The organism is Brevibacillus laterosporus LMG 15441 (genome assembly GCF_000219535.2).
Taxonomy (GTDB): Bacteria; Bacillota; Bacilli; order Brevibacillales; family Brevibacillaceae; genus Brevibacillus_B; species Brevibacillus_B halotolerans.
This window is the reverse complement of the sequence record NZ_CP007806.1, coordinates 3,147,369-3,168,365: the sequence shown is the minus strand read 5'-3', so window position 1 is coordinate 3,168,365 and position 20,997 is coordinate 3,147,369. Positions and strand designations below refer to the sequence as shown.

The following is a 20,997-nucleotide window of genomic DNA, read 5'->3' as shown; positions in this document are numbered from 1 at the left end:
ATTTTATTCACATATTTTTAAGGAGGGCCACTTTATTTTTTTAGTAGCTTAGGTAATTTTTCTACCAGCCATTCTCTTGTTAAAGCGTCACTACCTGATTTCACGATGTCAAGGGAATAGACATGCCCCTGTTTTACGGCAGGTAGCTCCTTCCACATTGCTGATTGTAGTAAATCCTCTGTAGATCTTTTCGCTTCATCAGCGATAGGAGTGAGAATAAAAATCCGATCACCGGCATATTTCGGTAGAAGCTCCATAGAAATTTCTTTAAATCCAGTATTATTGTTTAAAATTTCTTGAATTGGTGCGGTTGGTCTAAAGCCATTTGGCTGGTATAGCACTTGTGAAAGCCCTGTACTTGCCATAACAAATAAGCGATTGCCGGGATAATAGGTGAACACAGAAGCAGTCTCGTCATTTCCTAACCCATTTTTGTGCAGCTCATCCCACATTTTATCAGCTTTGGCATGGTAATCAGCCAGCCATTCTTTTGCTTGCTGCTCTTTTCCAACGATACTGCCTAATAAAGTGATACGCTCGTCTAACGGTGCGAAGGTATCGAACATAACTGTAGGCGCGATTTTAGAAAGCTGTGCGTATTCCTTCTCGTCTGTACTTGCAAGAATAATTAAGTCTGGTTCAAGACCCAACGCTTGTTCAAGATTGATCGGAAATCCAACATCTACAGTATGTTGTTTGACTTTATCTTCATAAACGGTGTTTGAAAAGAATTCGGAGGATGTACCAACAGCATTTATCTGTAGGGCCAATAAATCACTCAATGTTTCTCCATGATAAATAATGCGTTGTGGTTCAACAGGAATATCCACAGAATGCCCCTTATAATCTGTAAATTTTCGAGTTGAAACAGTTGTGCCTCTCGTATCCTGCTTCGTAACATCAGAAGAGGTAGGTGGTGTATTTGTTTGATTGATTTGCGTCGAATGTTGCTCTGTACTGCTTTTTTGCGCTTCCGAAGGGCCGCCACACCCCGCTACAACAGCTCCAATCATCGCAATCATACACAAATTTACGATATTTTTTCGGACTTGGATCATGATATACGTTCCTCCAGCATATGTACATATTATTTCAAAAGTAATGATTATCATTATCATCTACTAAAAGAATCATAAAGGATGATTTATAGTAACTCAATGGACAAACCTAAGATGCGTATTTTATTTTGTGCAAAAGAGAGAAGGGGAAGTGTATTTACAGCATCTTTAAACAGTTTTGAGGATCAAAATATGTAGAAAAAATATTATTGTGATGATAAAATCTTATTATCTTTTTTAACGCTAACAATGATGGAAAACGGAGAAATACAGCATGCAGAATACAGCAGTTCTACAGATGTATGTTCCACTTGTCTCCTTTATCGCCTCCATTCTTGGCAAGCATTCAGAGGTAGTTTTACATGACTTGTCTCAGCAGGAAACCTCTATTATCGCGATTGAGAATGGGCATATTAGTGGAAGAAAAGTAGGAGACGCACCCACGAATCTGGTGCTACAGGTACTACAGGATAAGACCTATTTAAAAAAGGAATTTATTGCAAACTATAAGGCATACGGTAAAAATGGGAAGGTTTTTCGCTCATGGAGCTATTTTATTAAGAATCAAGCAAATGAGCTAATCGGTGTGCTGTGTGTCAATTCGGATGTGGAACATTTTGAAAAAGCAAAAGAGTGGATCGATAGCTTTTTACACATCGGGGAGCAGCCGCAAGAGGTAGAGCATACAGGACGCAGAGATGCAGAACACCTGCCGGAGCACCTGCATGGTCAGGCAGAGGATGTACTTGCTAGTATGATCCACCATACGATGATGGATCTACCAACACCACCGGAGCGGATGACGGTACAGGAGAAAATGGAGATTGTGAAAAAATTGTACCATCAAGGTGCTTTTCAGTTAAAAGGCGGTGTACATGCGATTTCCAAGCAATTAAAATCCTCAGAACCAACTATTTACCGGTACTTGCAAAAAATCAAGGAAGAAGAGAAGGATTTACTTTAACGAAAAGGAAGACGGCTATGAGAGATATGAGCAAAAAGATTGTACAGCTATTAGAAAAAGAATTGGTTGTTGCTCTTGGGTGTACGGAGCCTGTAGCTATTGCTTGGGCAACCTCTGTCGCCAAAAGTTATCTGGAAGCCGCCATTACCTCTATTGATGTAACAATTAGTGCGAATGTGATGAAAAATGCTATGGCAGTTGGAATACCTGGCATGAAACAAACCGGGATTGATTTTGTGGCTGCATTGGGTGCTTTGGCAGGCGATCATGAACGAAAGCTAGAAGTGTTGAAGAATGTAGGACCCGAATTTGAACAACAGGCACTTGAATTCGTTGAAGCTGGCAATGTCACGATTCAGTTAGCAGACACGCCCAAAAAGTTATATATTGAAGTCACTGTCCACTCGTCCTCTGATTATGCCAAAGTAATCATCGAAGATATGCATACAGAAATCAGACGGATTGAAGTAAATGGAGCTACTATATTTGAAAAGGAATGCGACTACTATCATGAGCAGGGCGGGCAAGAAAAAGACATATGTGAAACCCTGACGCTAGATAGTATCCATCAATTTGTTATGGAAGTGTCTCTTGATGAGTTGACTCTGGTCAAGCAAAGCATTGAGCTAAATCGAGCAATCTGCATGGAGGGACTAAAAAACAACTACGGATTACAGGTAGGGAAAATCCTCAAGGATAATGTTGCCAAGGGATTATTATCCGATGACTTAATTACGCATGCCATGTCAGTAACAGCCGCAGGTTCAGATGCAAGGATGGCTGGGATTATGTTACCTGTAATGTCCAATTCAGGCAGTGGGAATCAGGGGATTTCCGTAACAATGCCAGTGGTTGCGGTTGCAGATAAATTGGGATCATCCGATGAACAGATGATTCGAGCCGTTACCTTTAGCCATTTATTAGCTATTTGGATTAAATCAAAATTTGGCAGATTATCTGCATTATGCGGAGTAACGGTTGCGGGAGCTAGCGCGGCTGCGGCAATTACGTATCTACTCGGTGGTAATCTTAATCAAATTTCTTTTGCCATTCAAAATACGATTGGGAATGTAACAGGTATGCTGTGTGATGGGGCTAAAGCAGGCTGTGCAATGAAAGTGTCTACTTGTACAGGTGCAGCCGTACAATCTGCCTTGTTAGCGTCACAGGGGATCGGGGTACCTGGAACAAATGGAATTATTGATGATGGCTTAGAAAAAACGATCGACAACTTCTGCCGTCTAGGCAATGAAGGCTCAGGTAAAATGGATGAGCTGATGCTAGAGATGATGGTTAAGAAGCAGAAGAAATAAATAGGCCCTATCATGTAATCTTAAGGTGGTTATGTGACAAGATATGGATTACATGATAGGTTTTTTATTGTATAGAGATTTCGTTTTGAATCAAAGTTAGAGGATGGCAGAGTTGATTCTAACGATTTGATATAGTTCTTCAAGCTTTTGGATTTGATAAGTTGGCACAAATTCCGTATGATTTGGCTTCATGCCGGGATTGAACCAGCATGTGTCAAGCCCGGCTAGCTGTCCGCCTTTTATATCCGCGTTTAAAGAATCCCCGATCAGTAAGCCTTTTTCAACAGAGAAATTAGGGATTTGGGCAAAAACATAATCAAAATATTCTTTCATAGGCTTCTGAAACCCAGTGTCCTCCGAAACATAAATACCCTTAAATAGTGGATATAATTCGCTATCACGTAAGCGTCTATACTGTGTCTTGGAAACACCATTTGTCACAATATATAAGTCATAATGCTTGTGAAGCTTTGTTATCAATTCCAAGGCCCCATTCATAAGCTGATGCCCCTCTTCTAAGTAGCTGCGATAGCTCTGCTCCAATAAGACTCCATCCACCTCTTGATCATATTCCTTGAATAGAATGGAAAAGCGTGTGTTTATGACCTCATCTCGACCTATTTTCCCTTCCTCAAAGGCTCTCCATAGACCCTGATTTATGTGCTGATAATGCGCTTCGATCTCAGGCGTTAAAAGAAGGTTTTGATCCTTAAAAAGTAATTGTAGGGCTGAGCGTTCTGCTGCACCAAAGTCTAAGAGTGTATCATCTACATCAAATAACAGGGTTTGATAATTTTTCAAAAAATTTCCCCTCGTTTTCTTATTCATTATTTTTTTAGTATAGCACTTTTTATTTCAGTATTTACAAAATCATCTTACCAGATATAGGGGTAGAACAAAGAAATACATGGATGCACTCAACCTTAGGTGGCAATGCTAGCTGTTAGAATCCCTTTGAGCCTAGATAAAGAACCTATTACACACAAAAGGAGAGTTGTGGATGAAAATTATCATTATTGGTGGAGTTGCAGCGGGTATGAGTGCAGCAGCGAAAGCAAAGCGAATCCATGCAGATGCAGAGATTGTTGTCTATGAAATGACCGAAGAGGTATCGTTTGGCGCATGTGGTTTACCCTATTTTGTAGGAAATTTTTTTGAGAATCCCAATCAAATGATTGCCCGTACGAAGGAGCAATTTGCCGATTCGGGAATTATAGTGCATACGAAGCATCAGGTGATGGCATTACATCCACAGTCAAAAACCATCCGAGTGAAGTCTTTAAAAACGGGCCTGGAGTTTGGTGATCAATATGACAAGATTATGATTGCTACAGGAGCGTCTGCGGTTATACCACCGTTTGATAACAAAGACCTTGTGAACATTTTCACGCTAAAAAGTATGCAGGATGGTGTAGCTCTAAAAGAAAAGGTCATGAAGCCTGAATACAAGCAAGTAGTGGTCATCGGCGGGGGCTATATTGGAATGGAAGTCGTGGAAGCTATGCTGCATGTAGGGAAAGAGGTGAGGTTATTTCAAGCAGATAGCCGAGTTCTTCCTGAAACATTTGATGAAGAAATCACCGATATCATGACTGATGAAATTCTTCGTAAAGGTGTACTTTTACATACAAAGGAACGTGTGCAGGGGTTTGTCGGAGAAATAGAGGTAGAGGGGGTTATAACGGATCAAGGTCAATATCCGGCTGATCTTGTCGTGATAGCCACTGGTGTGCGTCCGAACACGGGGTTTCTTACAGATACAGGGATTACGATGCTGGAAAATGGCGCGCTTGTCATTAATGGGCATGGAGAGACTTCTCTTCCAGACGTTTATGCCGCTGGGGATTGTGCAACGGTCTATCATTTGGTCAAAAAACAAGAAGTCTACATTCCGTTAGCTACCACAGCTAATAAGCTAGGACGAATTGTAGGCGAAAATCTAGTGGGTCTCAATAGTCATTTTCCCGGAACATTAGGCTCTGCCTGCATAAAGGTACTAGATTTGGAAGCGGGGCGTACAGGACTTTCAGAAAAGGAAGCAAAGGAGCTAGGGCTCTCCTATAACACAATCCTGATTCGTGACAAAAATCAGACCCATTATTATCCTGGTCAGGTAGACATTCATGTTAAACTGATTTATGATGCAGAGACAAAGGTCATTCTTGGTGGACAAATCGTTGGGGAACAAGGAGCTGTCCTGCGAGTTGATGTGCTTGCAGCCGCTATTTACAACAAGCTGACAACAGAAGAGTTAGGAATGCTTGATCTATGTTACTCTCCACCGTTTTCACGAACATGGGATGTACTTAATATAGCGGGGAACGTAGCAGAATAAGCAAAGAGAAGAAAATCTAGGGGAGGATCAATTATGAACAGACAAGTTATTCATACCGAAAAAGCACCTCAAGCGATTGGACCATACTCACAAGCAATTAAAGTAAATGGCATGGTGTATACTTCAGGTCAATTAGGGTTTAAGCCAGGTACGGCAGACCTATTTGCAACAGTGGAAGAGCAGACCCATCAAGCGATGAAAAATTTGCAGGCTATCTTAGAAGAAGCGGGGACAAGCTTAGAGAAGGTAGTAAAAACGACTGTATTTGTTCAGGATTTGAACGACTTTGCTAAAGTGAATGAGGCTTATCATACATATTTCCAAAAAGACGCTCCTGCACGTAGCTGCGTACAAGTTGCTGCCTTGCCTAAAGGCGCACTAGTTGAGATTGAAGCGATTGCAGTCGTTGAGTAAGGATAGTGTAGTAGATAAATTAGGAAAAGCATCTTTGCAGATCTTGAGCAAGGGTGCTTTTTTAGCATTACATCTTGCTTACAGGTTTAACATTCGATATGATAGGTTTACAGAAAAGGAACGTTTGTTCGGTAAATGATAATTAAGGAGGAAAAGCAGATGAATAGATGCGGTTGGGTAAATCAAGACCCCTTGTATATTGATTATCATGACAAAGAATGGGGCGTCCCAGTCTATGATGATCGGTTACTCTTTGAATATTTAAATTTGGAAGGGGCTCAGGCAGGACTTAGCTGGTACACCATTTTAAAAAAGAGAGAAAATTATCGTCTAGCCTTTGACCAATTCGAGCCATCAAAAATTATTGCCTACGATGACAAGAAAATAGCAGAACTAATGAATAATGAAGGGATTGTAAGAAATAAGCTTAAAATACAAGCTGTTATTACCAATGCCAATGCTTATTTTGATGTTGTAAATGAATTTGGATCGTTTAGCACATACATATGGTCATTTGTAGACGGAAATCCTATCCAAAACCATCCTTCTAGTCTACAAGACGTTCCGGTAACTACAGAAATTAGTGACAAACTAAGTAAGGATCTGAAGAAGCGAGGGTTTAAGTTTGTAGGTTCTACCATCTGTTATGCCTTTATGCAGGCTGTTGGAATGGTAAATGATCACGTTGTAGACTGTCATTGCTATCGTAAGCAAGTGGCCAGAGAATAATGAAAGCCGTACTTCCTGTTAGGATGGATAATCACATATCCATCTAGTAACAGATGCAACTATTTAGTGAAAATTCGATCAAATCGTGCTCTGATAAGAGATTCTCTTTTATAATGAAAGAAGAGAGGGGGACTTGCATATGTTGAATAGAGAAGAGGTCGCGGGAGTAGGTGTAATGGGGTAAGGCATTGTTTCTAGTGAATGACAGTGCGGGAAAACTAGCCACTCATTTGATCCGGTTGAAATATGCTCCTAAAAGGCATTTAATCTACTACAGACAGTATGAATCTGTATAAAGACTTTCAAGATCAAGAGTAAGAACATCAGCGAAATGGGGGAGGCAGGTTGGCTACTTCAATCCAAAAAGGGATGTTTATGTATGCATGGACGGTTTATGAAATCGGCACAGAGCGTATCTTATCTGATATGCAAAGAATAGGATGCGATACGGTGGTACTAAATAGTAGCTACCATCAGGGACGGTTTTTTCAATCCCAAACAGAACAGTTTCTACAAGTGCCGCACGCAGGGGTATTTTTTAGGCCCGATCCGACACGCTATGGTCGAGTCCAGCCAGTCGTACATCGCTCGTTAGCGAAGGAGGAGTTGTTTCCACGGATGAGGGAAGCCTGTCGGAAGCAAAATATGCACTTTCATACCTGGTGGGTAGGGGTGCATAATTCTGCAATAGGTAGCCAATTTCCTGAATTATGTGTACAAAATGTATGGAGAGATAGATTTACATACAGCTTATGTCCAGCTCAGCCAGACGTAAAGGAGTATATAGAGGCTTTATTTGAAGATACGTTAATTCAGGTTCAACCAGATCGGATTACGGTAGAAGCAACCTCTTTTATGATGATGAAGCATGGCGGCCATCATGAGATAAATTTGTTGCATGTAGGTGAAGCGGCTCAATGGTTACTTTCGCTTTGCTTCTGCCCAGCATGTAAACGAATTGCGACGGAGAGAGGCATTGATGGAGATGCTGTACAAGAATTGTCCAAACGCTTGCTACAACCGATGTTATCCAAAGATTACGGACCGCTCCCAGAAGAAGGTAGCCAAATTGCTTATTTGATGCTCTCTTATCCTGAATTGTATGCCTATCAACAATCCCGAGAACAAATCACTACAGACCTGATTGCTAGCTTGCATGAAATCGCAGGACGTTATCAGGTAAAAATAGATTACATTCCATCCTCGACACCGTTCTCTGTAAACCAGTCATTTTTAGAAGGAGTGTCGTTACGTAATCTTGCCCCCCATGTCGATCGCTTTGTTCCTTTAATGTATGGTGACCAGACTGACTCCCTGCGATACGGATTTGAAAATCTACAATTACATGATCCCAAACAGGAGATTGGTGTTGCGCTTTCTCTGCACCATCAACGAACGAAAACAAAGGGAGATTTGATAGAGAAAGTAAAAGCTGCGGTAGAAGAGGGAGCAAACTGTTTATATTATTATAATTATAGCCTAGTAAATGAAAGGCGCTTGGCTTGGGTGCAGGCAGCCAACGAATCTGTTTAGTTAACTAAGCTAAGATTAGTTAGATCTATGCCATTTCGGAGGTTTCAGACTCCTTATGATGAAATGGAGAAGCTTGTGATAGATTGAACCACAAGAAGTTAAAAGATGTGAAAAAATGTAAAAACCAATAGCAATATGGCTACGAGGGTGATAACAGAACAAAGTAGGACGTCTGAAATTCGAATATTCGGGCGTTTTAAGCCTAAAAACAGGTATGCAGATAGAAAGTTATTTCCTGTTGATATGAATAAAATCTCCTTTTTGGAAAAAAATATATGATATTCTAGCAATTTATTTAGGAGGAGAGAATATCTATGGCGAAACCAGACGATCGTTCCGACAATGTTGCAAAGCTAAAACAAATGATTGCAAACACACAGCAAAATATTAGTCAGACAAAGGATTACCTGAAAGCACATGAAGACGAAATCTCCAATAAAGAGCGTTCCGATCTACAAAATAAAAATGCTCGTCGTGAAAACAGTATTGATTCTTTCAGTTCCGAGATTGAAGACGAACTGCAATAAGAAGACATATCCCTTTTGTGTAATCGAGTGACCGTTAGTGCCAAGCGTACTGCGGTCTTTTTATATAGAATTCTGTTTACTTGTATATCATTTCCCTTTCCTTTTTATTTTTAGTATAATAAACTTATTTTCAATCGTTCTTATTGTGAATATCAGTTATGATGGAAATAGGAAGTTTGTTGGTGCAGAGAGGAGATTTAACATGAAAAAACCTGAAGATACACGTGTCGTTGTCGGGATGTCCGGTGGGGTTGACTCTTCCGTGACCGCTTTGCTTCTCAAAGAACAAGGCTACGACGTTATCGGCATCTTCATGAAGAACTGGGACGATACGGACGAATTTGGTCATTGCACAGCAGAAGAGGATTATCATGATGTGCGCCGTGTATGTGACCAAATCGGTATACCTTACTATACAGTTAATTTTGAGAAGGAATATATGGAGAAGGTATTCTCTTATTTTTTAGATGAATATAAAAGTGGACGAACACCTAATCCAGATGTAATGTGTAACCGAGAAATTAAGTTCGGTGAATTCTTGAATAAGGTCATGGACTTGGGCGCTGACTATGTAGCAACGGGTCACTATGCGCGTGTGGAACTACGTGATGGTGAATATAAATTGCTAAGAGGCGTTGACGAAAATAAAGATCAAACTTACTTTTTGAATCAATTGGGTCAGAATCAATTAGCTAAAACCTTGTTTCCGATTGGTCATTTACCCAAAAAACAAGTGCGTGAAATTGCTGATCGAGCAGGACTTGCTACAGCTAAGAAAAAAGACAGCACAGGCATCTGCTTTATTGGTGAACGTAATTTCCGTGAGTTCCTCCAAAATTATCTGCCTGCAAGACCAGGTAAAATTGAAACTACAGATGGCGAGGTTATCGGTAACCATGATGGCTTAATGTATTACACATTAGGACAACGACAAGGTCTTGGCATTGGAGGAGGAGCAGGAGAAGGACTACCTTGGTTTGTTGTTGACAAGGATTTAGAGAGAAATGTTCTCATTGTCGGACAAGGCTCAAACCATCCTTGGCTTTACTCATCACACCTGATCGCTGAACAAGTGAAGTGGGTAAGTGATGAACCAAAAGAAGAAGTATTTACCTGCATGGCTAAATTCCGTTATCGTCAACCGGATCAGCAGGTTACGGTTCGGCGGATAGAAAAAGATACCTACAAGGTCGAATTTGCTGAACCGCAAAAAGCAGTGACTCCTGGGCAGGCAGTTGTCTTTTATCAAGGAGAAGAATGTTTGGGCGGCGGTACCATTGATAAGGTATATATAGATGCGAAGGAAGCGGCAAAAGCAAACGCACAAGCTTAGTCGCAAGGAGGAACCGGATGGACAGTACAAAGAAATCAAAACTGCTGATCATCGGATTTTTGGTTGTAAGCGTACTAGCAGTTATTGCGGCATTCCTCGGATTTAGACAAGCAAAAGACGCGAATATAGATACAATCCAGCAGAAGATAGCCCAGCGTGGCGGGCAGCTTACTTCTGCCACTGTCATACCGCTGGAAAAAAGCCCGTTTGACAAAAGTAATAAGGGTAACACGATTTATCAGGTAGAATATCAAAAAGCCAATAAAAGCTATGTTGCCTATTATCGAGCCTTTAATGAGCTGTCTATTATTCGTGAACCAGAAGAGTGGATTTATCCAGAGGAGAAGGAATAGGGCAACTTCTATTCGAGAGTAGCTAAACATAAGAGGATAATCAGAAAAAGCAGGTAAGGAGCACAAACTCCTTCCTGCTTTTTTCTATATAACGATGAAGTCTTGAGCTATTGTTCTGGACTATATCAAACTGCTTTCTTAAAAGCAAAAGGGTAGATCAAAATAGCACTAAAGAAAAGTCCTATTCCAAGTAAAAGGGTTTCTAAATCCGCAATACCTGTTTTAATCACCCACATTGAATAGAGCGTTGCTAAAATTCCAATGCAACCATCCAATAACCTAGCTCGTGCTTCACCCGTACGATAGGTTTCTCCCGTATAAACCAGCTTCAATTGAAAGAGGGCAGATACGATATACGGGATCAGATAAGCAAGAGTTGCTACCGTGATGACAAAGGTAAAGGCTCCTGCGATCGTATTGGAAATGGTGGAAAAAACAAAGAGCTGTGTGCACAAATTAGTAATCAATAAGGCTTGAGCTGGGCTTCCATGCTGATTCGTTTTTTCAAAGATTTTAGGAAACATCCCTGCTTGTGCCGCTTGATAGGATACCTCCGAACCAACTAAAATCCAGCCAATCGTTGTCCCAACTAGGGAAAAAATCGCTAGAAGTGCTAAGACAATGCCCCCGGCAGGTCCCATAATAGCAACGAGTGCATCTGCTAGCGGTTTATCTGAATGACGCAGTGCTTCGACAGGGAGCACACCCATGGTCAGTAATGTAATTAAAACATAGATACAGACAACAATTACTAATCCAAGAATCGTAGCTATTTTTACATCTCGCTGGGAGCGAGCTCGTGATGATAAAATGGAGGCAGACTCGATTCCAACAAATGCCCATAGCGTTGAAATAGCCGCTAGATTGACTTGTTCAAGCAATCCATGCTCTACTGTAGAACCAGCTACTGGCATTGGATAATAAAACGACCCCATCATGGACCATTGAAAAATAGAAAGAGCAGCAACCATGAAAAAGACAAATCCGACCACTTTTGTGGCTGTTGCCATGAAGTTAAGTCTACCGGCTACCAAAGTGTTACGGCATAAAATGAAATGCGTCCCCCATAGGTAAATCGTACAGACTAAAAAGGTGATGAGTTTCCCAGTCTCAACCGGAAAAGAGCCAATTTGAAATAAAACACTAGTTTGTTTCATGATAGGAAAAAAGGTAGAAAGATATCCGGCAAATGTTGTGATAATCGCTACATTTCCTGACCAATTCGCCACCCAATAACCCCAAGCAATTGTAAACCCGAATACTTTCCCCCGTCTTTGATTTCGAAATAAGGCAGAGGCATAACTCTGTGGACCTGCAGTCAGATCAGGTCGGCGAATTGCTAAATTACCAAAGACGAGCCCAATTAATAAGACTCCAAACCCGGTAAGCAACCATGCTAAGGTGACTGCCAAGGGGCTAGCTATTCTTGCTAAGGCACCTGGTAGCATAAAGATTCCTGAGCCTACCATGTTACCTACCACAATGGCGGTTAGCATCCAAGCTCCCCATTTTTTTGTTGTCATTGATGTTCCCTCCATGTTGCAAAAAACACGAACAAATCATAGCAGATGATTAATATTTATGCAATCAAACAGGATATTTACATATTTGTCTCGGAAAAAGGAATTTTCAGAAAATAAATAGAATTCCTTATTAAATAACAGTTACATCTAAGGGAGGGATTTATCATGTCAACAGATAAGCTGCGAGAACATGGAATGGTTGAGATTCCGCCACTGTATAACTTTGCATCTGAAGTAGAGAGATATGCTCTTCTTCATCCAGAGAAAGCTGCACTTGTGATTGTCTCAGAAGATGAAAAGGAAGAAATCCTTACCTACGAGCAATTACGCATTTATATGAATAAGCTTGTGAATGCTTTCCTAAGCTGTGGAATTGCTTGCTATGATAAAGTGCTTGTGTTAGTGCCGCGGGGGATAGAAGCATATGGAATTTATTTAGCGCTGATAAAAATGGGTGCTGTCGTGATACCCGGCTCTGAAATGCTAAGGGGGAAGGATATTGCGTATCGTGCTAACCATGCAGAAGCGAAAGCCATTATTGCTACAAAGGAACTGCTATCTGAAATTGATGATATTCGAGAGGAATGTGAATCACTAACTTGTTTTATTTCAGTTGGGGAGCATAGGAAGGGATGGCAGGAGCTAACTGATATCCTAGTCGGTGTAGCAGAAGAAGCTGAGAGCGTAGAGACAGGATCGGATGAGCTTGCCTTCCTATCTTACACATCAGGTACAACTGGTGGGCCTAAAGGTGTTATGCATGTTCACGGTTGGCCGTTCGCTCATTTAGCTGTCGCAGCTACCTATTGGCTTGACGTTCAAGAAAATGATCTGGTATGGGCCACAGCAAGCCCTGGATGGGCAAAATGGATATGGAGTCCTTTTGTATCTACATTAGGCAAGGGTGCAACCGCTTTTGTCTATAAAGGGAAATTTAGACCTGATACCTATTTATCCCTGTTACAAAAATATCCCATTTCCGTTATGTGTGCCACTCCAACGGAATACAGGCTGATAGCGAAAATGCCTGATTTGGCAAATTATAAAATGAATGCTTTGCGCTCTGCTTGTTCAGCCGGTGAGCCTTTAAATCGTGAAGTCATTGATACGTTTCGCAGGACCTTCAACCTGACTGTACGAGACGGATACGGGCAAACGGAAAATACTTTGCTGGTAGGTACATTTATTGGTATGGAACCGCGTCCAGGCTCGATGGGACGACCTTCTCCAGCGGTGCGAATCGCGATTATTGACGAGGAAGGCAATGAATTGGAAACAGGAAAAGTGGGAGATATTGCAGTAGATCGCAAAATGATTGCTTTATCTAAAGGGTATTTGAATGATTCCATACGGACACAGCGAGCGTTTCGGGGTGACTGGTATGTAACGGGGGATCAAGGTCGACAGGACGAGGATGGCTATATTTGGTTTGAGGGGCGTTCTGATGACATCATTATTTCGTCTGGCTATACGATTGGACCGTTTGAGGTAGAGGATGCGTTAGTAAAGCATGAAGCAGTTGCAGAATGCGCAGCCGTAGCTAGTCCAGATCCAGATCGCGGACAGGTTGTAAAAGCCTTTATTGTATTAAAACAAGGGGTGGAAGCGTCTGATGAATTGATTACACAATTACAGGAGCATGTAAAAAGCTTGACCGCCCCATATAAATATCCACGTAAAATTCAGTTTGTCAGCGAGTTGCCCAAAACTACTTCCGGTAAAATCAGAAGGCTAGAGCTACGTCAAAATGAAAGGTCGTCAGAGTGAACAAATTAATACAGGAAATATGTAAAAAGACGCCATTAATGTGGCGTCTTTTTACTTCGCTGTAAATCACATATTGAGATGGTGATCTAACTCACCTAGGAAATGGCTAGGTTCATAGCTACCTAGGATTAGTGATGGATATAAGTCTGCCGTGATATATAAGCTCCTATACGAGGTAGACCATTTCCAGTTCGGGTGTCTCAGTGCTTAGCAGCGAGAATTGCAATTATCGAAGCAGCAGCAACTGATAATCACCAAAAGAATAAACAACACTAGGATACAAGAGAAATCGCCACAACCATTACCACCAAAGATACTTGACATGTTATATCACCCTCCTTTGTCTCTGCCCTATATCAATATGTCAAAAATGGGTGGATGGTTATTGAGGAAATAAAATTTTTGCGCCCAAAAAGATGGAAGCTTGGGCGGAAACAGGTTAAGGTAAGGATAGGAAAATAAGAAGGAGGCAATGAATATGGGGGAATGCAAGCTAGATCACAGTCAGGCGGATGTCCTACAAAAATGGGCGGATCAACAGACTTTTTTACCGAAAGCATTGGCAGAGCAGATACATGTATTTTTACAAAAGGAGCTGCCTCAATCGACTTTGAACGGACTGTTTCATGCGCTTAAAAAATACGACTTGGCAGAAGAAAGCGAACGTGAAGCTCGTAACAAGAAGCTATTGGACTTGATTTCTTTGCCGTAAACGAGAAAAACCACTCTTATTCTATAATATTTAGGACATGTGGTAGTACATGTGGCTATTTCATGTAAAAACTTGTCTATCATGTTGTGAAATAATAAAAGTACACCACTTATTTATGGAGTGGTGTACTTTTATTATTTGAAAAGACCAACACGAAGTGGCAGTAGAGCAGATTTGTGACAACAATGTAAGGCAGATAACCACGTTGTGACCACATTGATTTTTGGGCTAACAATATTCTTGCTCCGTTTAATTCAAACGAGAACGGGTATTATCATTTTTTCTATTCGCCATAAAATATCATTGTCAGAAATCCAACTATTGTTATTACTGCTGAAATGATCCAGTATTAATAAACAACCCTATAAATAGAAGAGCAAATCCTACATACAACCCAGTATCTTTGCAAAGCGTTATGGCTGGATTAGCGTATACTTAGAAATGCAAGTAGCAGGAATTTATTCTGCCAAGGAGGGGAAGAGAGGTAACGTGAAAGAGATCATCGATGTCCAAAAGGTAATTCAAGTAGATTTATTACACACAGAATACTCGATATTCTATCTGTATACGCCGCTGTGTGGAACCTGTCAAATTGCTAGTCAGATGGTGACGATGCTAGAACAGCTCTTTCCTTCAGTAGTGTTTTACCGAGTTAATATTAATACTCATAAAAAACTGGCACAAGACTGGAAAATTACCAGTGTCCCATGTCTCATTATTTACCAGCGTGATAGAGAAGTAGCACGAAAGTATGCCTTTGAATCCGTACCAGATCTATATTCTTGGCTACAATCACTTTCTATATTTCAATAGGAATCGGGTAAAAGCCCGATAAAATAATTTTCTAACTCTTCAAAATATAAATGATTAATGGTAACATAGTTACGTATATCGTTACTTGTAGAAGGTAAAGGGGGATTCTGTGTGAAAGGTAAATTAAGTAAGGCAAGGTTCGTTTTGGCCCTATTTTCAATCCTAATGCTTTTGATTGCAACTGCCTGTAGTCAGACTGGCACAGCTCCAGCTAGCAACCAAAACGGAGCAAATTCTGGAGCTCAATCTGCAACAAATGAATCTAAAGTCATTAAAGTCGGAATTGTGCAAATAATCGAACATCCAGCTTTAGATGCTGCGAGGGATGGATTTATAGCCAAAATGCAGGCAAATGGTTTTGAAGAAAATAAAACGGTGGCATATGATCTTCAATCCGCACAGGGGAATATGGATACGGCGATTCAAATAGCCAAAAAATTCACTGGCGACAAGGTTGATCTCATTCTTGCTATTGGTACCCCTGCTGTACAAGCAGTAGCACAAACTACCACAGATATCCCTATTCTGTTTACCGCAGTGACCGATCCAGTAAGTGCTGGATTAGTTCAATCAATGGATAAACCAGGTGGCAATGTATCTGGCACCACAGACATGAATCCCGTAGAAGAGCAATTATCATTGATTAAAAAAGTAAAAGCAGATGCAAAAAATGTAGGTGTAATCTATAACGCTGGGGAAGTCAATTCAAAAGTGCAGGTAGATAAAGCGAAAGAGGCAGCTCAAAAGTTAGGGCTAACGATCATAGAAGCTGCTATCACAAATCCAACTGAGGTAAAGCAAGCGGCAGAGTCTATGGTAGGTAAGGTGGATTCCTTTTATGTGCCAACAGATAATATGGTAGTAGCCTCTATCTCAGCAGTTGTGAGTGTTGCGGAAGCACAAAAAATTCCTGTGGTCGCTGGAGAAGAGAATTCCGTAAAGAGTGGGGCCATTACTACTTTTGGTATTGATTATAGCCTGCTCGGTGCGCAAACAGGAGATATGGCTACTAAAATTCTTAAGGGAGAAAGGAAGGTGGGCGATATGCCAGTGGAATCCCAAAAGGAAATGAAGCTGGTCATTAATAAAAAGGCAGCCGAAAAAATGGGCATATCATTACCGCAGGATCTCATAGACAAAGCTGTACAAACCTTTGATCAATAAGCAATTGACAGAGGGAGTTAAAGAGGGGGAAACAATGAACATTGCAATCGTTGGAGCAATTGAACAAGGACTACTCTTCGCAGTCATGGTACTGGGCGTTTTTTTAACCTTTCGAATTCTGAATTTTCCTGATTTAACGGTGGATGGTAGTTTTGCCATGGGAGGAGCTATTGCAGCTACCCTTATTGTAGACGGAATGAATCCATTTTTAGCAACCGCACTTGCCATGGCAGGTGGCGCGATTGCTGGTGTATTTACTGGGGTTCTGACGACAAAGGGAAAAATAAATGGCCTTCTGGCAGGTATTTTAACCATGATTGCATTATATTCAATCAATCTACGGATCATGGGGAAAAAATCAAATATACCACTGTTGCGAGAGGAAACACTCTATACGAAAGCCCAGGCAGTCTCCATATTTGACTTTCAAATCTATGGTGTCTCAGTAGCGAGTTCTATTGTATTTCTCATCATGGTGTTGATTGTAAAGCTAATGTTGGACTGGTTTTTGCATACAGACCTGGGACTAGATATTCGAGCGACAGGCGATAATGATCGGATGATCCGTAGCTTCGGGGCTAATACAGATACGACTACGATTATAGGTCTGGCGTTATCAAATGCGCTGGTAGCTGCTTCTGGTGCTTTAGTAGCGCAATATCAGGGCTTTGCTGATGTAGGGATGGGAATTGGAATGATCGTCATCGGACTTGCTTCCGTCATTATCGGGGAGGTGCTGTTTGGGACAAAAAGTATAATGCGACTTACGCTCGCAGTCATTCTTGGTTCCATCGTGTATCGACTGGTGATTGCGTTTGCTCTGCGGCAGGGTTTCCTTGCGTCCGATATGAAGCTGATCACGGCAATTATTGTAATCATTGCCCTAATTTTACCGAACATCATGAAGGGTGTTTGGAAAATAGGCAGAACGGTGAAAGGAGGGTAATGATCGTGTTAGAAATAACCAATGTAACCAAGGTGTTTAATCAAAATACCGTAAATGAAAAGATTGCCCTTAGCAGCATACATCTAAAACTTGAACATGGGGATTTTGTGACAGTGATTGGTAGCAATGGAGCAGGAAAGTCTACTTTGATGAATACGATATCTGGTGGAATCCTCCCTGATACAGGAAGTATTTTTATTGATCAGCAGAATGTAACGAAACAGGGGGAGCATAAGCGAGCCGCTTTGATTGGACGAGTATTTCAAGATCCAATGGCAGGTACAGCTCCACAGATGACAATTGAGGAAAACTTGGCTATCGCTTATTCTCGTGGTCGTCACCGTACGCTTTCACTGGGTGTAACCAATAAAAAAAGAACGTTTTTTCAAGAGAAGCTGAAAATATTAGACCAAGGATTAGAAAATCGTTTGAAAACCAAGGTTGGCTTTCTATCTGGTGGACAACGTCAGGCGTTGAGCTTGCTGATGGCTACGTTTATCAATCCTAAATTATTACTGCTGGACGAACACACAGCTGCTTTGGACCCAAAACGGGCTCAGTTAATTGTTGATTTGACCAAAAAAATAGTGGAAGAAAACAAATTGACTACGCTTATGGTTACTCATAACATGGAACAGGCCCTGCATATGGGAAATCGATTATTCATGATGCATGAAGGGAGGATTATTTTGGACCTTCCCCAAGAGACGAAAGCACAAATGACAACAAAGGACTTACTACAGGCGTTTGAGGAGGCAAGAGGCGGAGAAGCTTTCTCAGAAGATCGATACATTTTAGCATAAGCCGCTCTTTATATTTTTAAATATTCGTAATATTCAACCAAGTAAATGACGAAAGAGGGACAAGACATGAAAGTAAATCAAAAATCACTTGCAATCGTATCTTCAATTTTATTGGCTGGAGCAGCTTTGTCAGGGTGTGCTGGCGGGAATAATGCGACATCAGGCACTTCACAGCAGAAGGGGAGTGAGGGAGGAAGTGGCGCAGCAGGTGGAGACAAGATTGTGATTGCGTTAGTTGGTCCGCTCTCAGGTTCAGCTTCAGATTATGGTGACTCCGCCAAAGCAGGTGCCGAATATGCACTAAAATTAAAGCAGAAGGAACTACAAGACTTAGGCCTTAACGTTGAATTAAAACCTTTAGATGACCAAGCAGAACCTAAACAAGGTGTTGTTAACGCCCAAATGGCGATTAACGACAACGACGTAGTAGCGGTTGTAGGTCACGTGACTACGGGTTCATCCTTGTCTGCTGTAACAGCTTATGAAAAAGCTGGTTTGGTCATGGTATCGCCTTCTACAACAGGGCCGGAATTTACTGAGGGAGGTAAAAAAGTAGCACATCGTATTTGTGCACGCGACGACGAACAAGGAAGAAAAGCGGCTATTTATGCAAAAAATACCTTGAATGTAAAAAATGCAATGGTCATTCATGATAAACAAGCGTACGGCCAAGGCTTAGCCAATGAAGTAAAGAAGCAATTTGAGAAGGATGGTGTTAGCGTTCTAGGTTTTGAAGGCTTGACTGCTGGTGAGAAGGACTATAGTGCAGTGGTGAACCAAGTGTTAGCGAAGAAGCCGGAAATGGTCTATTTTGGCGGTTATTATGCAGAGGCAGGAATTTTAATTAAGCAGTTGCGGGAAAAAGGATTTACCGGCGTGTTTATGGGCGCTGATGGTCTTGATTCTGCTGAAATGTTTACAATTGCGGGACCTGCAGCAGAGGGTATCGTGTTTACCTCCACTGTTGGTGACGTAAAAGCAACAGAAGAAGGGAAGAAATGGATACAGGAATTTGAAGGCTCAACAGGCAAAAAGCTGGGGATATTTACCTCGTTTGGCTACGATGCCATGGCTGTAGCTATCAATGGCATTGAGGAGGCGGCTAAAGCGAATGGCAACAAAAAGCCAACTCGTGCTCAAGTATTCGAAGCCATTCACAAAACACAAGATTTTAAAGGACAGTTTGTACATGTTTCTTTCGATGATAAAGGTGACAATAAGAATGCGCAGGTGTTTATTTATACCTATGCAGGCGGTTCAAAGAAATTTGAAGGTGAAGCAAAATAATCTATTGACATGGATAAGGACCCAGGTGTAATATCTGTTGTAAGAAAAAACGTTACAAAATTTAAAATACTCTCTTATCAAGAGTTGGCTGAGGGACTGGCCCGATGACGCCCGGCAACCTAATGTCTGTTTGACAAGACATCAAGGTGCTACCTCCTGCAGGGAAACCTGAGAGATAAGAGGCGTAGTGGGTTTCCATATACACAAGCCTCTTTTCTTAGGAAAAGGGGCTTTTTTATATTGAGTAGTACTCAGCTATGACTGAACCAATGAGTATTGTACATTTTTTCACAAAAAGAGATAAATGAAAAAGGGGAGAAACATGATGAAAGGTCTAATTAACAAAGGTTCCGTCTATTTATTCGCAATATTCTTTTTAATAGGAAGTGTGCTAAGCGGTTGTGGTGTAACTTCTACATCAAAAGCCGATAACGTGTCAGCATCAAGTAGTGAAACTGCTGGGGATCAACCTACGACAGTTAAGAAAAAGCGAATTGCGCTGGTGGTGCAATTTAATATTGGTTCGTTTTCATCTCAATATATTGCAGGCGTGAAGGAAGAGGTAGAGAAGCTGGGAGGAGAACTGACAGTTTTAAGCGGGGATAATGACCTTGCCAAAATGGCTTCACATGTGGACGCGGCTGTTACCCAACAATTTGATGGCATTTTGCTGGATCATGGACGTGCAGATAGCTTAGCACCAGGTGTTCAAAAGGCCTTGGCTCAAAAGACTCCAATTGTAGCTTTTGATACAGGATTAGATATTCCGGGAGTAACAGTAGTAGAGCAAGATGATATCAAATTGGCTGAACAAACACTAAACAAAATGGCACAAGACACAGGTGGCAAAGGAAATATTGTGAAGATATGGGTAGCTGGTTTTACTCCAATGGAACGTCGTCAAATCGCTTATAAGGCATTTATGGACAAAAATCCAGGCTTTAACGAAATTGCTGCATTCGGATCAGCTTCTGCTAACACGGCTCTTGATACGCAAGCGCAAATGGAAGCGATTCTGAAGCAGTATCCAAACAAAGGAGATATCACAGCAGTTTGGACTGCTTGGAATGAATTTGCTAAAGGTGCGACACGCGCGATACAGCAGGCTGGACGCAATGAAATTAAGGTATACGGCATAGATATGAGCGATGAGGATTTGCAAATGCTCCAAGACCAAAATTCACCATGGATTGCCACGGCAGCCGTAGACCCTTCTGATATTGGACGGGTACAGGCACGATACTTATTTAAGAAGCTGAAGGGAGAGCAGGTACCAGATAAGGCAAGCTTAAATCCTGTGCTAATCACACGTGAACAATTGCCTAAGGAGCCTGTGAAAATGGCAGATTTGAACAAGTACGTGAAGGAATGGGGCACGAGTACACAGGGTCAATAGGAAAGGTAGCGGTGAATGGGGTTTGGC

General features: G+C 41.4%; 21 protein-coding genes and 1 riboswitch. Of the genes, 17 read left to right on the top strand and 4 right to left on the bottom strand.

Features of this window, described 5'->3' with window-relative positions; translation table 11 throughout:
• Positions 1-32 precede the first annotated feature (32 nt).
• Positions 33-1,058 (bottom strand): ABC transporter substrate-binding protein, encoded by a 1,026-nt coding sequence (locus tag BRLA_RS13540; RefSeq protein ID WP_003336054.1) that lies wholly within the window; start codon positions 1,056-1,058, stop codon positions 33-35.
• A gap of 274 nt (positions 1,059-1,332) precedes the next feature.
• Here BRLA_RS13540 and BRLA_RS13535 point away from each other — a divergent pair, with 274 nt between their 5' ends.
• The gene (locus tag BRLA_RS13535) at positions 1,333-2,022 is read left to right on the top strand and encodes a helix-turn-helix transcriptional regulator (RefSeq protein ID WP_003336056.1); all 690 of its coding nucleotides are present in this window, start codon (positions 1,333-1,335) and stop codon (positions 2,020-2,022) included.
• Positions 2,023-2,039: 17 nt separating this feature from the next.
• The gene (locus tag BRLA_RS13530) at positions 2,040-3,335 is read left to right on the top strand and encodes an L-cysteine desulfidase family protein (protein ID WP_003336057.1); all 1,296 of its coding nucleotides are present in this window, start codon (positions 2,040-2,042) and stop codon (positions 3,333-3,335) included.
• 96 nt (positions 3,336-3,431) lie between these two features.
• On the opposite strand, the gene BRLA_RS13525 is transcribed toward BRLA_RS13530, so the two are convergent.
• Positions 3,432-4,136 carry a YjjG family noncanonical pyrimidine nucleotidase gene (locus tag BRLA_RS13525; protein WP_003336058.1) on the bottom strand — a complete coding sequence of 235 codons (705 nt, stop codon included), beginning with the start codon at positions 4,134-4,136 and terminating at the stop codon, positions 3,432-3,434.
• A gap of 199 nt (positions 4,137-4,335) precedes the next feature.
• Here BRLA_RS13525 and BRLA_RS13520 point away from each other — a divergent pair, with 199 nt between their 5' ends.
• The 7 genes from BRLA_RS13520 to BRLA_RS13490 all read left to right on the top strand — a co-directional run bounded on the left by BRLA_RS13520 (position 4,336) and on the right by BRLA_RS13490 (position 10,559).
• Positions 4,336-5,670 carry a CoA-disulfide reductase gene (locus BRLA_RS13520; protein ID WP_003336059.1) on the top strand — a complete coding sequence of 445 codons (1,335 nt, stop codon included), beginning with the start codon at positions 4,336-4,338 and terminating at the stop codon, positions 5,668-5,670.
• 33 nt (positions 5,671-5,703) lie between these two features.
• Positions 5,704-6,084 (top strand): RidA family protein, encoded by a 381-nt coding sequence (locus BRLA_RS13515; protein ID WP_003336060.1) that lies wholly within the window; start codon positions 5,704-5,706, stop codon positions 6,082-6,084.
• 159 nt (positions 6,085-6,243) lie between these two features.
• Positions 6,244-6,813 (top strand): DNA-3-methyladenine glycosylase I, encoded by a 570-nt coding sequence (locus BRLA_RS13510; protein WP_003336062.1) that lies wholly within the window; start codon positions 6,244-6,246, stop codon positions 6,811-6,813.
• A 345-nt stretch (positions 6,814-7,158) separates the two neighbouring features.
• Positions 7,159-8,346: a hypothetical protein gene (locus BRLA_RS13505; RefSeq protein WP_236867785.1), complete on the top strand. Its 1,188-nt coding sequence runs from the start codon at positions 7,159-7,161 to the stop codon at positions 8,344-8,346.
• Between the two features lie 314 nt (positions 8,347-8,660).
• Positions 8,661-8,873 (top strand): small acid-soluble spore protein Tlp, encoded by a 213-nt coding sequence (gene tlp / locus BRLA_RS13500; RefSeq protein WP_003336064.1) that lies wholly within the window; start codon positions 8,661-8,663, stop codon positions 8,871-8,873.
• Between the two features lie 202 nt (positions 8,874-9,075).
• Positions 9,076-10,206, top strand: a complete 1,131-nt coding sequence (gene mnmA / locus BRLA_RS13495; protein WP_003336066.1) for a tRNA 2-thiouridine(34) synthase MnmA — start codon at positions 9,076-9,078, stop codon at positions 10,204-10,206.
• A gap of 17 nt (positions 10,207-10,223) precedes the next feature.
• Positions 10,224-10,559 (top strand): hypothetical protein, encoded by a 336-nt coding sequence (locus tag BRLA_RS13490; protein WP_003336067.1) that lies wholly within the window; start codon positions 10,224-10,226, stop codon positions 10,557-10,559.
• Positions 10,560-10,684: 125 nt separating this feature from the next.
• Here BRLA_RS13490 and BRLA_RS13485 read toward each other — a convergent pair whose 3' ends face one another.
• Positions 10,685-12,082: an amino acid permease gene (locus BRLA_RS13485; protein WP_003336068.1), complete on the bottom strand. Its 1,398-nt coding sequence runs from the start codon at positions 12,080-12,082 to the stop codon at positions 10,685-10,687.
• 165 nt (positions 12,083-12,247) lie between these two features.
• On the opposite strand from BRLA_RS13485, the gene BRLA_RS13480 reads away from it, so the two are divergent.
• A complete protein-coding gene (locus BRLA_RS13480) occupies positions 12,248-13,849 on the top strand; it encodes an acetate--CoA ligase (protein ID WP_003336070.1) in 1,602 nt (533 codons plus the stop codon).
• Positions 13,850-14,056: 207 nt separating this feature from the next.
• On the opposite strand, the gene BRLA_RS23765 is transcribed toward BRLA_RS13480, so the two are convergent.
• Positions 14,057-14,173 carry a YjcZ family sporulation protein gene (locus BRLA_RS23765; RefSeq protein WP_099421450.1) on the bottom strand — a complete coding sequence of 39 codons (117 nt, stop codon included), beginning with the start codon at positions 14,171-14,173 and terminating at the stop codon, positions 14,057-14,059.
• A gap of 154 nt (positions 14,174-14,327) precedes the next feature.
• Here BRLA_RS23765 and BRLA_RS13475 point away from each other — a divergent pair, with 154 nt between their 5' ends.
• The 7 genes from BRLA_RS13475 to BRLA_RS13445 all read left to right on the top strand — a co-directional run bounded on the left by BRLA_RS13475 (position 14,328) and on the right by BRLA_RS13445 (position 20,970).
• Positions 14,328-14,561 carry a hypothetical protein gene (locus BRLA_RS13475; protein WP_003336071.1) on the top strand — a complete coding sequence of 78 codons (234 nt, stop codon included), beginning with the start codon at positions 14,328-14,330 and terminating at the stop codon, positions 14,559-14,561.
• Between the two features lie 489 nt (positions 14,562-15,050).
• Complete coding sequence (locus BRLA_RS13470) at positions 15,051-15,374, top strand: thioredoxin family protein (protein ID WP_003336072.1); 324 nt, start codon at positions 15,051-15,053, stop codon at positions 15,372-15,374.
• Positions 15,375-15,539: 165 nt separating this feature from the next.
• Positions 15,540-16,538 carry an ABC transporter substrate-binding protein gene (locus tag BRLA_RS13465; protein WP_051876160.1) on the top strand — a complete coding sequence of 333 codons (999 nt, stop codon included), beginning with the start codon at positions 15,540-15,542 and terminating at the stop codon, positions 16,536-16,538.
• Positions 16,539-16,572: 34 nt separating this feature from the next.
• Positions 16,573-17,484 (top strand): ABC transporter permease, encoded by a 912-nt coding sequence (locus BRLA_RS13460; RefSeq protein WP_003336074.1) that lies wholly within the window; start codon positions 16,573-16,575, stop codon positions 17,482-17,484.
• 5 nt (positions 17,485-17,489) lie between these two features.
• The gene (locus BRLA_RS13455; protein ID WP_003340428.1) at positions 17,490-18,287 is read left to right on the top strand and encodes an ABC transporter ATP-binding protein; all 798 of its coding nucleotides are present in this window, start codon (positions 17,490-17,492) and stop codon (positions 18,285-18,287) included.
• Between the two features lie 66 nt (positions 18,288-18,353).
• Positions 18,354-19,574 (top strand): branched-chain amino acid ABC transporter substrate-binding protein, encoded by a 1,221-nt coding sequence (locus BRLA_RS13450; protein WP_003336076.1) that lies wholly within the window; start codon positions 18,354-18,356, stop codon positions 19,572-19,574.
• Positions 19,575-19,645: 71 nt separating this feature from the next.
• Positions 19,646-19,756: riboswitch (SAM riboswitch) on the top strand.
• 140 nt (positions 19,757-19,896) lie between these two features.
• Complete coding sequence (locus tag BRLA_RS13445; RefSeq protein ID WP_003336077.1) at positions 19,897-20,970, top strand: sugar ABC transporter substrate-binding protein; 1,074 nt, start codon at positions 19,897-19,899, stop codon at positions 20,968-20,970.
• Positions 20,971-20,997 lie beyond the last annotated feature (27 nt).

Bases quoted from the DNA above. Each gene is read 5' to 3' on its own strand.
- BRLA_RS13535 (WP_003336056.1), top strand. From the start codon at position 1,333: ATGCAGAATACAGCAGTTCTACAGATGTATGTTCCACTTGTCTCCTTT.
- BRLA_RS13450 (WP_003336076.1), top strand. From the start codon at position 18,354: ATGAAAGTAAATCAAAAATCACTTGCAATCGTATCTTCAATTTTATTG.
- tlp (WP_003336064.1), top strand. From the start codon at position 8,661: ATGGCGAAACCAGACGATCGTTCCGACAATGTTGCAAAGCTAAAACAA.
- BRLA_RS23765 (WP_099421450.1), bottom strand. From the start codon at position 14,173: ATGTCAAGTATCTTTGGTGGTAATGGTTGTGGCGATTTCTCTTGTATC.
- BRLA_RS13520 (WP_003336059.1), top strand. From the start codon at position 4,336: ATGAAAATTATCATTATTGGTGGAGTTGCAGCGGGTATGAGTGCAGCA.
- mnmA (WP_003336066.1), top strand. From the start codon at position 9,076: ATGAAAAAACCTGAAGATACACGTGTCGTTGTCGGGATGTCCGGTGGG.
- BRLA_RS13540 (WP_003336054.1), bottom strand. From the start codon at position 1,058: ATGATCCAAGTCCGAAAAAATATCGTAAATTTGTGTATGATTGCGATG.
- BRLA_RS13485 (WP_003336068.1), bottom strand. From the start codon at position 12,082: ATGACAACAAAAAAATGGGGAGCTTGGATGCTAACCGCCATTGTGGTA.
- BRLA_RS13475 (WP_003336071.1), top strand. From the start codon at position 14,328: ATGGGGGAATGCAAGCTAGATCACAGTCAGGCGGATGTCCTACAAAAA.
- BRLA_RS13445 (WP_003336077.1), top strand. From the start codon at position 19,897: ATGATGAAAGGTCTAATTAACAAAGGTTCCGTCTATTTATTCGCAATA.
- BRLA_RS13460 (WP_003336074.1), top strand. From the start codon at position 16,573: ATGAACATTGCAATCGTTGGAGCAATTGAACAAGGACTACTCTTCGCA.
- BRLA_RS13465 (WP_051876160.1), top strand. From the start codon at position 15,540: ATGCTTTTGATTGCAACTGCCTGTAGTCAGACTGGCACAGCTCCAGCT.
- BRLA_RS13530 (WP_003336057.1), top strand. From the start codon at position 2,040: ATGAGAGATATGAGCAAAAAGATTGTACAGCTATTAGAAAAAGAATTG.
- BRLA_RS13510 (WP_003336062.1), top strand. From the start codon at position 6,244: ATGAATAGATGCGGTTGGGTAAATCAAGACCCCTTGTATATTGATTAT.
- BRLA_RS13490 (WP_003336067.1), top strand. From the start codon at position 10,224: ATGGACAGTACAAAGAAATCAAAACTGCTGATCATCGGATTTTTGGTT.
- BRLA_RS13480 (WP_003336070.1), top strand. From the start codon at position 12,248: ATGTCAACAGATAAGCTGCGAGAACATGGAATGGTTGAGATTCCGCCA.
- BRLA_RS13515 (WP_003336060.1), top strand. From the start codon at position 5,704: ATGAACAGACAAGTTATTCATACCGAAAAAGCACCTCAAGCGATTGGA.